This is a genomic window from Burkholderia sp. Bp9015 (genome assembly GCF_003853505.1).
Classification (GTDB): domain Bacteria; phylum Pseudomonadota; class Gammaproteobacteria; order Burkholderiales; family Burkholderiaceae; genus Burkholderia.
The window spans coordinates 125,549-140,109 of sequence record NZ_QTPZ01000007.1; the positions used below are offsets into that span (position 1 = coordinate 125,549).

General features: G+C 67.8%; 10 protein-coding genes. 3 read left to right on the forward strand and 7 right to left on the reverse strand.

From position 1 onward, the window contains the following. Window positions 1-303 precede the first annotated feature (303 nt). The 3 genes from DIE12_RS10370 to DIE12_RS10380 are packed head-to-tail and all read right to left on the reverse strand — an operon-like array spanning window position 304 to window position 6,471. Window positions 304-2,769 (reverse strand): glycosyltransferase family 4 protein, encoded by a 2,466-nt coding sequence (locus DIE12_RS10370; protein ID WP_124486379.1) that lies wholly within the window; start codon window positions 2,767-2,769, stop codon window positions 304-306. Then, entirely contained in the window at window positions 2,766-4,232 is a 1,467-nt protein-coding gene (locus tag DIE12_RS10375; RefSeq protein ID WP_124521892.1) for a flippase, read from the reverse strand. The genes DIE12_RS10370 and DIE12_RS10375 overlap by 4 nt, the downstream gene beginning before the upstream one ends. Window positions 4,233-4,278: 46 nt before the next feature. Next, window positions 4,279-6,471, reverse strand: a complete 2,193-nt coding sequence (locus DIE12_RS10380) for a hypothetical protein (RefSeq protein WP_185640992.1) — start codon at window positions 6,469-6,471, stop codon at window positions 4,279-4,281. 493 nt (window positions 6,472-6,964) lie between these two features. Here DIE12_RS10380 and DIE12_RS10385 point away from each other — a divergent pair, with 493 nt between their 5' ends. The 3 genes from DIE12_RS10385 to DIE12_RS10395 are packed head-to-tail and all read left to right on the forward strand — an operon-like array spanning window position 6,965 to window position 10,051. Next, window positions 6,965-8,029, forward strand: coding sequence for an acyltransferase (locus DIE12_RS10385; RefSeq protein ID WP_124521352.1), 1,065 nt, complete (start codon window positions 6,965-6,967; stop codon window positions 8,027-8,029). A 35-nt stretch (window positions 8,030-8,064) separates the two neighbouring features. Continuing rightward, entirely contained in the window at window positions 8,065-9,111 is a 1,047-nt protein-coding gene (gmd, locus tag DIE12_RS10390) for a GDP-mannose 4,6-dehydratase (protein WP_044843827.1), read from the forward strand. Then, window positions 9,098-10,051, forward strand: coding sequence for an NAD-dependent epimerase/dehydratase family protein (locus DIE12_RS10395; RefSeq protein WP_124521895.1), 954 nt, complete (start codon window positions 9,098-9,100; stop codon window positions 10,049-10,051). Before gmd ends, DIE12_RS10395 begins: the two co-directional genes overlap by 14 nt. Before the next feature lie 103 nt (window positions 10,052-10,154). Here the strand turns inward: DIE12_RS10395 and DIE12_RS10400 are convergent, their stop codons facing one another. From DIE12_RS10400 to DIE12_RS10420, 4 genes are all read right to left on the reverse strand, one after another. Next, window positions 10,155-11,345 carry an O-succinylhomoserine sulfhydrylase gene (locus DIE12_RS10400; protein ID WP_124486385.1) on the reverse strand — a complete coding sequence of 397 codons (1,191 nt, stop codon included), beginning with the start codon at window positions 11,343-11,345 and terminating at the stop codon, window positions 10,155-10,157. 260 nt (window positions 11,346-11,605) lie between these two features. Beyond that, complete coding sequence (gene purF, locus DIE12_RS10410) at window positions 11,606-13,138, reverse strand: amidophosphoribosyltransferase (RefSeq protein WP_044843824.1); 1,533 nt, start codon at window positions 13,136-13,138, stop codon at window positions 11,606-11,608. A gap of 51 nt (window positions 13,139-13,189) precedes the next feature. Beyond that, entirely contained in the window at window positions 13,190-13,684 is a 495-nt protein-coding gene (locus DIE12_RS10415) for a CvpA family protein (protein WP_044843823.1), read from the reverse strand. A gap of 6 nt (window positions 13,685-13,690) precedes the next feature. Further along, entirely contained in the window at window positions 13,691-14,539 is an 849-nt protein-coding gene (locus DIE12_RS10420) for an SPOR domain-containing protein (RefSeq protein WP_124521899.1), read from the reverse strand. Window positions 14,540-14,561: the final 22 nt, after the last annotated feature.

Here is a 14,561-nt window from a genome sequence, read left to right on the forward strand (position 1 = left end):
AGCGATTCCGAACCGGGCGGCGGCCGGATTCACGCCCGCTGCGACGCATCGCTCCGCCGCCCGAGCGCATCGTCGTTGCAGCCCGCATCCCGCGACCCGGGGCGGCCCCGCATTCCGCCGCTCACGCTCACGCAATCGCTCGGCTTTGCGCAGATTACGGATTCGTCACGTGCGGCGTGCCCGGTGCGCGACAGCGCTCGGCCGCGCCCAAAGCGCAAAGCCCCCATGCAGCGCAACGCCGCATGGGGGCCCGGTTCCGCCGGTTCACGACGACACGCTTCACATGCCGCAGCAAGCCGCCACCTACCGCTTCTTCGCCTTCGCGGCCTTCGCGGTATCCGCGAGGATCTTCTCGACCCGCGCTACATAGGTTTCGGTGCCGAACCGGCGCACCGCGGTCGCCCGCCCGCTCACGACGAGCCGCTCGCGCAGCGCGGCGTCGCGCTGCAGCCTGCCCAGCGCGTCGGCCAGCGCGGCCGCGTTGCCCGGCTCGCAGAGCAGCCCGTTTTCGCCGTCCTCGATGATCTCGACGACCCCGCCCGCGCGAGCCGCGACCACCGGCCGCCGCGCGAGCATGCCCTCGACGATCACGCGCCCGAACGGCTCCGGCGTGATCGACGTATGCGCGACCACGTCGACCGCCTTCATGCACGCGGCCACGTCGCGCTGGAAGCCGAGGAAATGGACACGGTCGTCCATCCCGTGACGCGCGACGATCTCGTGCAGCTGCGCCGCGTATTCGTCCTCGCCGAACAGCGGCGCGCCGACCAGCACCACGTGCATGCCGGGATGGCGAGCCGCGGCCTCCAGCAGCAGGTGCTGCCCCTTCCAGTGCGCGAGGCGGCTGAACGAGCCGACCAGCCATGCGTGCTCGGGCAGCCCGAAGCGCGCGCGCAGCGCGGCCTGGCTCGCATCGTCCAGCGCGTCGAACGGTTCGGCCGAAATGCCGTTGAACACGACGTCGACGTGCTGCGGCGTGAAGCCCGTCAGCGCACGAAATGCCTGCGCGGACGCGTCGGAGTTCGCGATCACGCGCGTGACGCCGAACCGCGCGCAGTACTTGATCGCCATCAGCTGCTTGCTGCCGAAATGGTCGCCGCTGACGATGTCGCGCAGGTGCCAGACCACCGGCTTGCGCGCGAGCCGCCCGGCCAGCGCGGCGACCACCATCGCGCGCTGCGTGTTCGCGTAGATCACCTCGGCGCGGCGCGCGCGCCGTGCGACGTCGCGCACGAGCGCGACCAGCTGCTTCAACGCGCCGGCCGACACGCCGCCCTGCTTGCGCACCCCGGCGAGCGCGCCCTGGTCGAGCACGTCGACGCGCGCGCCGATCTCGTCGAGCGCCGCGCGGAACGGGCCGTCGTCGAACAGCAGCACATCGGCGTTCGCGCGCATGTGCTTCATGATCTCCAGCAGCGACAGCTCCGCACCGCCGAGCACGCCGCTCTGGTCCAGCACGAGCGTCGCCGGGCCGCGCGCGGCCGGCATCGGCGCGACGGCCGTGCCGCGCTGCGCGGTCGAGCCGGGCAGCGCCGTCTCCACGTAATCGAGAAAGCGCCGCCGAAAGGTGTCGGCCGAAAAGCGCTCCGCATTCGCGCGGCACGCGTGCGCCGTGAAGCGCTGCGGCGCGCGCTCGAAATCGTCGACCGCCGCGACGATCGCATGCGGCGTCTGTTCGTCGAAGAACAGCCCGGTCGGCTGCGCGTGCGAGCGCGGCTCGAGCACGGTCTCGAGCGCGCCGCCCTTGCCGTACGCGATCACGGGCGTGCCGCACGCCTGCGCCTCGACCACCGAAATCCCGAAATCCTCCTCGGCCGCGAACACGAACGCCTTCGCGCGCCGCATCCGGTCGTGCAGCACCGCGAACGGCTGGTAGCCCATGATCTCGACGTTGGGGCCCGCCTTCGCGCGGATCTTCTGCATCTCCGGACCGTCGCCGATCACGACGAGCTTGCGCTCCGGCGTGCGCGAGAACGCTTCGACGATCAGGTCGATCTTCTTGTACGGCACCATCCGCGACGCCGTCAGATAGAAATCGTCCTTCACCTCGTTCAGCGAGAAGCCGTCCACGTCGACCGGCGGGAAGATCACCGCCGCGTCGCGGTGATACACCTTGCGGATGCGGCGCGCGATGAACGCGGAGTTCGCGACGAAGCCGTCCACCGCGTTCGCGGTGCGCGTGTCCCAGTTGCGGATGTAATGCAGGATCATCCGCGCGAGCAGCGACTTCGGCCCGTGCGTGAGGTTCGACTGTTCCAGATACTGGTGCTGCAGGTCCCACGCGTAGCGGATCGGCGAATGCACGTAGCTGATGTGCATCTGGTCCGGCCCGGTCAGCACGCCCTTCGCGACCGCGTGGCTGCTGGAGATCACGAGGTCGTAGTCCGACACGTCGAGCTGCTCGATCGCGAGCGGCATCAGCGGCAGGTAGCTGCGGTACTTGGTGCGTGCGAACGGCAGCTTCTGGATGAACGAGGTCGTCACCGGCTTGCCGCGCACGAACGCGCGGTCGTCGAGAAAATCGACGAGGCTGAACAGGTCCGCGTCGGGAAAGCACGCGACGATCTGTTCGAGCACGCGCTCGGCGCCGGCGTACGTGACGAGCCAGTCGTGGACGATCGCCACGCGCAGCGGGCGCGACGCATCGCGTGCGCTCGCCTGCCCGGCCGGTTTGCCCCGGCGCAGCGTAGCGGCGTCGCCGGCTTCGGCCGCGGCGGCATCGGCCGTGGCGACGTTCAGGATGGCGTGTTCCGCCAGATCGCGATTCATACGGTTTTCCTCGCATTGAGACGGACGAACAAGTCACGCACCAGCGCGCGCAAGGCCGGCGTCATCGTGAACGACCACGCCAGGTTCAGCGCCAGCACGACCGCGCAGAGGCCGATCGACTCGCCGAGCCCCGACCACGCTTGCGCGAGAAACAGGCTCGCGAGCAGGAAGGCGAGATGCGCGAGCATGTCGAGCACGATCGCGCGCATCCGGATCGCCGACAGGTAAAGCAGCACGCCGTAGTCGACCAGCGCGCGGGTCGCGACGACCACTGCCGCGCCGATCAGCCCGAAGTGATGGATGCCGAACCACAGGCCGCCGACGAAGAACGGCATCTCGATGAGCCCGGCGAACGCGGCGCGCGCCGGGTTGACCTGCGACTGGATCAGGATCCGCGTGACGCTCGCCTGGCCGACGAGCCACACGCTGATCACCAGCACGCGCCCGACCGGCGCGGAATGCGCGGCGAGATCGGCGCCGACCCACAGCGTGAGGAACGGCGCGAGCGCGAAGATCGCGACGATGCCGACCGGCGTGAACACGCCGTTCAGGAATTCGAGCGACTGGCGCGCGAGCGTGTCCGCGTGATCGCGGCCGACCGCCGACAGGCGCGGGAACAGCGTGCGCACCAGCGCGTTCGGCAGCATGTTCAGCCGCGTGACGAGGTTCTGCGGAACCGTGTAGTAGGTGACGAACTTCGCGCCCATGCCGGCGCCGAGCATCACGCGATCGAGCGTGTCGGCGATCATGCTCGCCATGCTCGCGATCAGCATCCAGCCGCCGAAGTTGAACAGCCCTTTCGCGGTGCCCCACTGCGGCGGGTCGATGCGCCGGATCCCGAGCACCTTGATGCTCGCGTGACCGAGCATCACCGCCGCGATCAGCCGCGCGACGACCGCGGCGGCGAGCACCGTCTGCAGGTTCGGCGCGATCCACCACGCAGCGCCGAGCGGCAGCAGCTGGAACAGGAACGTGCCGATCGTCTGGTTCGTGTTGAACACGCCGAACCGTTCGGCGCCGTTGATCGCGCCGGCGAACACCCACGACACGTTCGCGAGCGGAATCGCGAGCGCGAGCCACGGCAGCGCGAGATACACCTCGTGCTGCATCGCCGCCGACACCTTCGTGAAGTACTCGGTGTAGATGAACGCGCCGAAATAGATCAGCAGCCCGCCGACGATGCCGGTGCCGAGATTCAGCCAGAACGCGCTCCAGAACACGCGCGCGCTTTCGTCGGCGTCGCCACTCGCGAGCGCCTTGGAGATGTGGTTCTGCGCGGCCATGCTCATCCCGAGATCGAGGATCCCGAAATAACCGATCAGCGTCCACACGAGGCTGACGACGCCGTAGCGCTCGACGCCCAGCGCGTGGATATACGCGGGCACCGTCACCAGCGACACGAAGGTCGGCAGGATCAGCCCGATGAAGTTGATCGAAACGTTCTTGAGTATGCCTTTGTCCATGCTTCTGCCTTGTGTGACGGCGACTGCAACGACGGTGCGCCGCCCGTCACGGTTTCCAGCGATACATCAGCACCTTGCCGCGCGCGTCTTCCTCGACGAACACCAGGTACTCGCCGTTCTCGCGCCGGAACGCGCTGATGCCGAACGGCACGTCGACCCAGCCCGACGCCTTGCCGACCTCGGCGCCCGGGCTCATCACGCCGACCTCCTTGCCGGTTTCCTTGTCGTACACGTGGATCTTCCCGACCGGCTCCACCGTGAAGATGTAGCGGCCCTCGACCGTGATCCCGATCAGGTCGAGGATCGGCTTCGCGTCGAGCTGCCACGGCAGCGCGACCGTATAGCGCACCACCGGCGAGCCGCTCGACCACTTGTCGAAGCGCACCAGCACGCGGCCGACTTCCTTGTTGATGCCGGGCTGCGGCGGCGCGTCGGCCGTGTAGCCCGTCACGTACAGCGTGTCCGTCTGCGGCTCGTAGATCGCGCGGCGCAGCTGCGTGAACGGCTGCGGCATCGGATAGGTCGTGACCTTGTCGTACGAATAGATCGGGTTGCCGGCCTTGTCGACGCCGCCGTAGCCGAAGCGGTGAATCCCGCGCACGTCGCTCGTGCGCCAGATGTCGCCCTTCGTGTCGACCCACCAGCCCCAGCCGCCCGCCTTCGCCTTGCCGGTCGTGTTGGTCGTGAACTCGTCCTCGTCGAGCCGGCCGTTGCCGTTCGCGTCGCGCCAGATCCAATCGCCGCCCGGCGGCTTGTTCGGCACCTTGTCGACCGGCCGCGCACGGCCCGCGATCAGGCCCGACGGAATCGCGACCTCGCCGTCGCGCTTCGCGTCGAAGCGGTAGATCTTCAGGTGATCGGCGTACATGTCGGTCAGGTACAGGAACGTGCGGCCGTCGACGCGCCGCGCGAACGGCATGCCGGGGTACTGGTCCGTGTGGAACACGGGATCGTCCGGATACTTGAAGCGGTTCGACAGGAAGCCGGCGTATTTCCAGTCCTGGCCGGGCGGCTTCGACAGGTCGAGCTCGAAGCGCTTGTTGCCCGTGTACACGCTGTTCGGCCGTACGGGATCGAGCCACGCGCCGTCGACGAACAGCAGCCCCTGCACCTGCCAGCGCAGCTTGCCGTCCGGCGTGTAGCTCTCGAGCACCGCGCCGAGCCCCGCACCGATCGTGTCGTGGCGCGGCCCGATGCCGTTCATCGACACGTACACGTTGCCCGCGCGATCGACGCCCACGCCCGTCAGCCCGTTGAAGCGTTGCGGCCCGGGGCGGCCCGGCACCGGGCCCGCGAAGATCCCGCCGCGCTCGCCGAGCGTGCCGGACGGCGCATAGCCGTTGCCGCCTTTCGAGAAAATCAGCACCTGCTGGCGCGGGCCGTTGTCCGCGACCAGCACGCGCCCTTTCGCGTCGACCGCCACGTCCACCGCGTCGGTCCTCTCGGGCAGCGCGGGCGCGTCGTCGAGCTTGCGGCCGTCCGCGCGCACGTGCACGAGGTGCGCGGGCCCGTTGAGCGTATCGGTGAGCAGCCACAGCGTGCCGTCGCCGGCGAGCGCGATGCGGCCCGGCTCGTGCGCACTCCACGTGCCCTTCTTCTGCATCGTTTCGGCGTCGTACACGTCGACTTCGTCATGCGAAGGATTCGTCGCGAACAACGTCTTGTCGTCGGCCGCGAGGCCGCCCACTTCCGCCTTCAGCTCACCGACTTCCGACCGCGCGGGCGCCGCCACCTCGTTCATCACCATGAAGCTCGCGGCCATCCGCGCCCGGCCGGCATCGGCGCGCCCGCCGGGCGCGACCTGCGGCGCCACGCGGAACGGCGCGGGCTGCTTCATGTCGCCGATCGTGCGCCGCGAAATGCCGTACCACTGCTTGCCCTTGTCCGGCCAGATGCCCGGCGACTGCAGATGGCCGCGCTCGTTGCCGACGCCGATCGCGACGTACGCATACTTGCCGTTCACCGCGACCGCGTTGCCGCCGAGATTGCCCCAGCCATGCGTGCCGCCGGCGAAGCCGAGCATCTTCCCGTCCTGGTAGACGCTCGCCTCGGCGCCGCTCTCGTCCCACGGCGCGTTCGTATACACCTTGCCGTCGGGCGTCACCGCGATCGCGCGAATGTCGATCTGCGTCCAGCTGCCGTCGCCATAGCCGAACGTGTTGCCGATCCACGACGTGGTCGCGGGCAACACGGTTTTAGCCGGTGCGGCGCTCGCGGACAGCGCCGCGCATACCGTCATGCCAACCAGAATCAGACGTCGCAATGCGCTCTCCAGACTCGATGCAAAAGCGACCGGCGCCCGCGGCGTGCTGCGTGCCTGGATGACCTGTCACTAAATGGGTTTCAAACGTCGCGATGCAGGTTACAAGCAAAAATAATCACAAGAAATTTGGAAATATTTGGGGATGTTTCCGCCTGAAATATTGAACCGGAATCGTCCGGAATAGCCCCGGCGAAGCGGAAATAACGACCGCCTTTCACGCGACGATCCGTAGAAAATTCCGCTCCGGCCCGTCCGACGGGCTACCTGGCCTGCAAATCTTTCATCTCGCGATTGAAACGACCGGCATTTGAATGTTTTCAGCCGAATAAATGACATGCGTTTTTTTGCCGATTTCTTTTCCCTAGAATCGATTTCGAATCAATATTCCCTTTAAACGCATGCATTACGTTCACGCATCGAATGCGCGGCGCGCGTCGGCATCGGCCGCGCGTCGCGAAGGAGCGGCGCGATGACGGGCATCTCGCGCACCGCCGACCTCGCCCCGCCGCAACACGGCCGCATCGTGCAGCTCGACGGGCTGCGCGCGATCGCCGTCGGCGCCGTGTTCCTGCAACACGCGCTGAAGGCGCCGCTGTGGATGGGCGTCGACCTGTTCTTCGTGCTGAGCGGCCTGCTGATCACCGGCATCCTGCTCGAGCGCAAGGCGCGCGGACAGTCGTACTTCAGCCACTTCTACGCGCGCCGAGTGCGCCGGATCCTGCCGCCGTACGTGTTGCTGCTGGTCGTGTCGACGCTGCTGTTCGGCGCGAGCTGGCTGCCGCACTGGCCGTGGTTCGCGTTCTTCTCGACCAACATCGGGCTGTCGCTCGGCAGCATCGGCCACGACAGCCTGAACGTGCTGTGGTCGCTCGCCGTCGAGGAGCAGTTCTACATCTTCTGGCCGTTCGTCGTGCTGTGGTGTTCGGAGCGCGCGCTGCTGTGGATCGCCGCCGCGCTGATCGTCGCGGCGCCCGTGCTGCGCGCGATCGCGACGCCGTGGTTCGATTCGTTCTGGCCGATCTACTACCTGACGCCGTTCCGGATGGACCTGCTCGCCGCTGGCGCGCTGCTCGCGATCGTGCTGCGCCGCGACCGGCGCGCGCTGGAGCCGTTCTATCCGCTCGCGATCGTCGGCGCGCTCGTGTCGCTCGCGATCCTCGGCTGGCTGCACCTGTCGTTCCCGCGTTTCCGCGCCGCGAACACGCCGCTGTCGAACGCCGCGCTCTACAGCATCTCGCTGCTGCTGTGCACGTCGATCGTCGTGATCGCACTGCGCGGACGCGGCGTCGTGCAGCGCGTGCTGACGAACCCGCTGCTCGTGTACGTCGGCACCGTCAGCTACACCGTCTACCTGATTCACCTGAGCGTGCTGTACGCGCTGTGGCCGCTGCACCTGAACCGCTTCGTCACGGCCGCGCTCGCGCTGGCCATCACGCTCGTGTACGCCACCGTGAGCTGGTACGGCTTCGAGCGGCGCCTGACCCGCGGCCCCGCGCGCAGCACGGTACCCGCCGCCGCGCGCACGACCGCCTGACTTTCTCAATCCATCGTTTCGACCAGGACATTGCCATGAGCCAAACTCGCAAGAAGGCCATCATCACGGGGATCACCGGGCAGGACGGCGCCTACCTGACCAAGCTGCTGCTCGACAAGGGCTACGAAGTCACGGGCACCTACCGCCGCACCAGCTCGGTCAACTTCTGGCGCATCGCCGAGCTCGGCGTCGACACGCACCCGAACCTGTCGCTCGTCGAGCACGACCTGACGGATGCCGGCTCCAGCCTGCGGCTGCTCGAACGCACGCAGCCCGACGAGCTGTACAACCTGGCCGCGCAGAGCTTCGTCGGCGTGTCGTTCGACCAGCCGGCGACGACCGCCGAGGTCACGGGCGTCGGCCCGCTGAACCTGCTCGAGGCGATCCGCGTGGTGAGCCCGAAGACGCGCTTCTACCAGGCGTCGACGTCCGAGATGTTCGGCAAGGTGCAGGCGATCCCGCAGACGGAAACCACCGCGTTCTACCCGCGCAGCCCGTACGGCGTCGCGAAGCTGTACGCGCACTGGATGACCGTGAACTACCGCGAGTCCTACGGCCTGTTCGGCTGCAGCGGCATCCTGTTCAACCACGAATCGCCGCTGCGCGGCCGCGAGTTCGTCACGCGCAAGATCACCGACACCGTCGCGAAGATCAAGCTCGGCAAGGCGACCCGGCTCGAGCTCGGCAACCTCGACGCGAAGCGCGACTGGGGCTTCGCGCTCGAATACGTCGAAGGGATGTGGCGGATGCTGCAGGCCGACGAGCCCGACACCTACGTGCTCGCGACCAACCGCACCGAGACCGTGCGCGACTTCGTGCAGATGGCGTTCGCGGCCGCCGGCTACCAGATCGAATGGACCGGCAAGGGCGAGCAGGAACGCGGCCTCGACGCGTCGAACGGCGACGTGCTCGTCGAAGTGAATCCGAAGTTCTACCGCCCTGCCGAAGTCGACCTGCTGATCGGCTCCGCCGACAAGGCGAAAGCCAAGCTGGGCTGGGCGCCGGAGACGACGCTCGAACAGCTCTGCCAGATGATGGTCGAAGCGGACCTGACGCGGAACCGGCACCATGACACGTACTGAAGCCAGGCGCCCGTCGCGCCGGGCGTTCGTCACGGGCCTGGCGGGCTTCACCGGCCGCTACATGGCGCAGCGGCTCGCTGCGGCCGGCTACGACGTGTGGGGCACCGTGGCGCCCGGCGCGGCGCGGCCCGACGATCCGGCGCTCGCCCACTGCACGCTGCTGCCGGTCGACCTGCTCGATGCGGACGCGACCCGTGCGGCACTCGCCGATGCGCGGCCCGATGCGGTCGTGCATCTCGCCGCGCGCGCGCACGTCGCGCAGGACGAACCGTCGCAGACCTACGCGGTCAACATCGTCGGCACGCGCAACCTGCTGGCCGCGCTCGCGGGCCTCGACCGCCGCCCGTCGGCGGTGCTGCTCGCCAGCAGCGCGAACATCTACGGCAATTCGACGGCCGGCGTGCTCGACGAAAGCGTCGCGCCCGCGCCCGCGAACGACTACGCGGTCAGCAAGCTCGCGATGGAATACGCGGCGAAGCTGTGGGCCGACCGCCTGCCGATCGTGATCGCGCGGCCGTTCAATTACACGGGCGTCGGCCAGGACGATGCCTATCTGCTGCCGAAGCTGGTATCGCACTATGCGCGCAACGCGCCGCGCATCTCGCTCGGCAATCTCGACGTGAGCCGCGATTTCTCCGACGTGCGCGACGTAACGGCCGCCTATCTGAAGCTGCTCGAAGCCGCGCCGGCCGGCGAGACGTTCAACATCTGCTCGGAGCGCGCGTATTCGCTGAAGGAGGTGCTGGCGATGCTGTCGCGAATCGCCGGTTACGTGATCGACGTGACGATCGATCCGCGCTTCGTTCGGCATAACGAAGTAAAGAGCCTGAGCGGGTCGCGCGACAAGCTGCGGCGCGCGGTGGGCGAGTTGCCCGTGACGCCGCTCGACGAAACCTTGCGCTGGATGATGGACGCGATGCGCGACGCGCGGGCCGGCTGATTCCGGCAACGCAACACGCGTTCGTCGCCGACTGAAAAGAAAACGGGCCGCCCTGTCTGAGCGGCCCGTCGTCATGCCGGCCCTGAAACCGGCGTCGCCGCGCTCAGCCCTCGAGGCCGCGCGCGAGATCGTTGCGCAGGTCGCCCGCGTTTTCCAGGCCGACCGCGAGGCGGATCAGCCCTTCGGTGATCCCCGCGGCCGCACGCGCTTCCGGCGTGATGCGCGCGTGCGTCGTCGTCGCCGGATGCGTGATCGTCGTGCGCGTGTCGCCGAGGTTGCCGGTGATCGAGACCAGCTTCGTGCTGTCGATCACGCGCCACGCGTTCGCGCGCTGCTGCTCCGGCGTGTCGCCCTTCAGCTCGAACGATACGATCGCGCCGCCCGCCTTCTGCTGGCGCTTCGCCAGCTCATGCTGCGGATGCGATTCGAGCCCCGGATAGAACACGCGCTTGACCGCAGGATGCGAATCGAGCCAGCGCGCGATTTCCAGCGCGTTCGCCGACTGCTTCTCGACGCGCAGCGACAGCGTCTCCATCCCCTTCAGCAGCACCCACGCGTTGAACGCCGACAGCGTCGGGCCCGCGCTGCGCACGAACGGGAACACCTTGCCCATGATGAATTCCTTCGAGCCGACCAGCGCGCCGCCGAGCACGCGGCCCTGGCCGTCGAGGAACTTCGTCGCCGAGTGCATCACGACGTCCGCGCCGAGCTTCAGCGGCTGCTGCAGCACCGGGCTGCAGAAACAGTTGTCGACGACGAACAGCGCGTTCGCGGCCTTCGCGATCTTGCCGATCGCCTCGATGTCGGCGAGTTCGGTCAGCGGGTTCGACGGCGTTTCGAGGAAGAACATCTTCGTCTCGGGCCGCACCGCTTCCTGCCAGGCGTTCAGGTCGGTCGGATCGACGAAGGTCGTCGTGATGCCGAACTTGCTGAAGATCTGTGAGAACATCCCGAGCGTCGAGCCGAACAGGCTGCGCGAGCTGACGAGGTGATCGCCCGCCTGCAGCGCGGACATCACGACCGACATGATCGCGGCCATGCCCGACGCCGTCGCGATGCAGGCCTCGCCGCCTTCGAGCGCGGCGAGACGATCCTGGAACATGGTGACGGTCGGGTTCGTGAAGCGCGAATAGGTGAAATAGTCTTCCGAATTCGCGAAGCGCTCGGCTGCCTCGGCCGCGCTCGTGAAGCAGAAGCTCGACGTGAGGAACAGCGCTTCCGAGTGCTCGTTGAAGTCGCTGCGCAGCGTGCCCGCGCGCACGGCGAGCGTGTCGAAGTTGAGGGAGTCGTCCATGTTCCGTTATCCGTATTCGAGGGGTCGCGCCGAGGGTCGTGCATCGGGCGCGCGCCCAGCCACAAAAATCAGGCCAAAACAAAAAGCCCGCTATGCGTCGGCATCAGCGGGCTTCGGTGCGGTACGACAGCGATCGACTCGGGCCGGCTGCCGCCGACCTTCGCTTTAGCTGTTTTGGGAAGTCGCCCCGCGTCCGCAAGCTGAATCAAATCGACGCAAGGCCACATCCTATCACGCTTCATCCGAAGCGTGCGCCGGCATCACTCGACCGACAGCTGCAGGTTCATCTGCGAACGCGCGGTGTCGCCTGCCGTGTCGCGATCGGCCTGCGACGCCGGTGCGAGACGGGCGCGCTCGATCGCGTCGAGGTACTCGGGCGTCACGGCGCCGGTGATGTAGTTGCCGTCGAAGCACGACGCCTCGAAGCCCTCGAGCTTCGGGTTGATGTCGCGCACCGCGCGGCGCAGGTCGTCGACGTCCTGATAGATCAGGTGGTCGGCACCGATGATCTTCGCGACTTCCTCGTCGGTGCGGCCGTGTGCAACCAGCTCGCCGCGCGTCGGCATATCGATGCCGTACACGTTCGGGAACTTCACGGGCGGCGCCGCCGACGCGAAGATCACCGACTTCGCGCCCGCATCGCGCGCCATCTGCACGATTTCGTGCGAGGTCGTGCCGCGCACGATCGAGTCGTCGACGATCAGCACGTGCTTGTCCTTGAACTCGATGCTCATCGCATTGAGCTTCTGGCGCACCGACTTCTTGCGCACGGCCTGGCCCGGCATGATGAAGGTACGGCCGACGTAGCGGTTCTTGAAGAAGCCTTCGCGATACTCGACGCCGAGCTTCGCGGCGACCTGCATCGCAGCCGGACGCGACGAATCGGGAATCGGCATCACGACGTCGATCGGCACGTTCGGCAGCTCGCGCTTGATCTTCTCGGCGAGGTAGTCGCCCATGCGCAGGCGCACGTTGTAGACGGGCACGCCGTCGAGGCACGAATCCGGACGTGCAAGATACACGTATTCGAACATGCACGGATTCAGCGTCGGGTTCTCCGCGCACTGCTGGCTGTGGAAGTTGCCGGCCTTGTCGATGAAGATCGCTTCGCCCGGCTGCACGTCGCGCACGAATTCGAAGCCGATGCCTTCGACCGCCACCGACTCCGACGCGACCATCCATTCGGTGCCGTGTTCGGTCTCGAGCTTGCCGATGCAGAGCGGACGGATGCCGAACGGATCGCGGAACGCGACCAGGCCGTAGCCGGCGATCAGCGACACGATCGCGTACGAGCCCTGCAGGCGGCGATGCACGCCCTCGACCGCCTTGAACAACGCGGCCGGATCGAGTTCGAGGCCGGTCGTCGACAGCTGCAGCTCGTGCGCGAACACGTTGAGCAGCACTTCGCTGTCGGAATTGGTGTTGATGTGCCGGCGGTCGATCCGGAACATCTCGTCCTTCAGCTGTTCCCAGTTCGTCAGGTTGCCGTTGTGCGCGAGGATGATCCCGAACGGCGCGTTCACGTAGAACGGCTGCGCCTCGGCTTCGCTCGACGCCGAACCGGCCGTCGGATAGCGGACCTGGCCGATGCCGAAGGTGCCGGGCAGGCTGCGCATGTTGCGCGTGCGGAACACGTCGCGCACCATGCCGTTCGCCTTGTACATGTGGAAATTGCTGCCGTCCGCCGTCGCGATGCCCGCTGCGTCCTGACCGCGATGCTGCAGCAGCAGCAGGCTGTCATAGATCAGCTGATTGACGGGGGCTTGGGAGATAACACCTACGATGCCGCACATGGCATGTCCTTCAAGATGACAAAATCGGTTCCGTCCTGCCCGGCCGCGTCGTCACACGCGTACATACTGGGCCATGCCGTCGGGCAGGAGCTGCTTCAGCTCGTGCACGCCCTGTTCGGCGAAAGGACGCAATAGCGCATTGCGCCAGAAATCCTGTTTGGGCAATTCGGTCAGCCCGGCCGCCGCGACCAGCAGCACCACCAGCACGCAGCCGCGGACGAGCCCGAACATCATGCCCAGCGAGCGATCGACCCCGCCGAGGCCCGTCGCCTGCGCGATCCGCGACAACAGCGCGTTCGCGACACCCGCGACGAACACGACGCCGATCACGATCAGCGCGAACGCGATCACCCACTGCGTCAGCGCGCCGCCCGGCCAGTTCGCCGGGATATACGGCACCACCAGTCCGACATAGCGGGCGGCGATCGCGATCGCCGCGATCCAGCCGATCAGCCCGAAAATCTCGGAAACGAAACCGCGCCACGCGCCACGCAGCGCAGACAACGCGATCACCGCCAATACAGCGTAGTCGAAAGCCGTCAGCATCGCACGTTACTGCGTGAGTCCGGCTTCGCGCACCTTCGCGATCGCGGCGGACGCCGCCGCGCGATCCGCAAACGGTCCGGCACGCAGCTGGCTAGCCGTGCTGCCGTCCGCCTGCTTGCGATGCTCGACATATGCGGGCACGCCCGCCGATTTCAACTTGGTGGCCCACGAACGGGCCGTTGCGTCGTCCTTGAACGAGCCGAGCTGCACCGCGAAACGCGCACCGGCCGGCGACGCCGGCGACGACGCATCGCCGCTGTCGGCCGCGGCGTCTGCGTTCGCGACCGCCGCGGGCGCCGGCTTCGGCGCGGCCGGCTTCGCCGCGGGTGCGGGCGCCGCCGCGGCCGGCTTCGCAGCGGGCTTCGGCGGCGTCACGCTCGCCGTGGTCGTCGAGGGTTCGGGCTTCGCGGCCGGCTTGGCCGTGTCCTTCTCCGCGGGGGCCGGAACGGCCGCCACCGCGGCGTCGGAGGCCGGCGGCTCGTCGTGCGCGACGCCCGCCTGCACGTCGGACGCGTCGTCGTCACGCGGCGCGACCGCCTGATGCGCGGGCCGGTTCGGAATGTCGATCGCGATGTCGTCCGTCACCGGCTTCGGGTGCGAATCGAGCACCATCGGCAGCACGATCACCGCGGCGACGACGAGCGCGATCGCGCCGACGAGGCGCCGGCGGGCGCGTTGCTTTTCAGGAAGGGTCGGATCGAGGAGCAGCGCGTCCGATTCCGGACGCTCGGTGCGGCGCGTGCGCCGCTCGACGCGTTCAGTGCGCTCCGTGCGCACGTTCCGGGAGGCCCCGGTACGACCGCCGCGCCGCGGGGGCGCGTCGTCGTCTTTCTTGCCGAACGAGAAAATTCCCATGAATGGCTGAGTCCGAAACTGC

Coding starts and splice junctions, on each gene's coding strand:
- DIE12_RS10370 (WP_124486379.1), bottom strand. CDS start 2,769: ATGAATCGCGATCTGGCGGAACACGCCATCCTGAACGTCGCCACGGCC.
- DIE12_RS10375 (WP_124521892.1), bottom strand. CDS start 4,232: ATGGACAAAGGCATACTCAAGAACGTTTCGATCAACTTCATCGGGCTG.
- DIE12_RS10380 (WP_185640992.1), bottom strand. CDS start 6,471: ATGACGGTATGCGCGGCGCTGTCCGCGAGCGCCGCACCGGCTAAAACC.
- DIE12_RS10385 (WP_124521352.1), top strand. CDS start 6,965: ATGACGGGCATCTCGCGCACCGCCGACCTCGCCCCGCCGCAACACGGC.
- gmd (WP_044843827.1), top strand. CDS start 8,065: ATGAGCCAAACTCGCAAGAAGGCCATCATCACGGGGATCACCGGGCAG.
- DIE12_RS10395 (WP_124521895.1), top strand. CDS start 9,098: ATGACACGTACTGAAGCCAGGCGCCCGTCGCGCCGGGCGTTCGTCACG.
- DIE12_RS10400 (WP_124486385.1), bottom strand. CDS start 11,345: ATGGACGACTCCCTCAACTTCGACACGCTCGCCGTGCGCGCGGGCACG.
- purF (WP_044843824.1), bottom strand. CDS start 13,138: ATGTGCGGCATCGTAGGTGTTATCTCCCAAGCCCCCGTCAATCAGCTG.
- DIE12_RS10415 (WP_044843823.1), bottom strand. CDS start 13,684: ATGCTGACGGCTTTCGACTACGCTGTATTGGCGGTGATCGCGTTGTCT.
- DIE12_RS10420 (WP_124521899.1), bottom strand. CDS start 14,539: ATGGGAATTTTCTCGTTCGGCAAGAAAGACGACGACGCGCCCCCGCGG.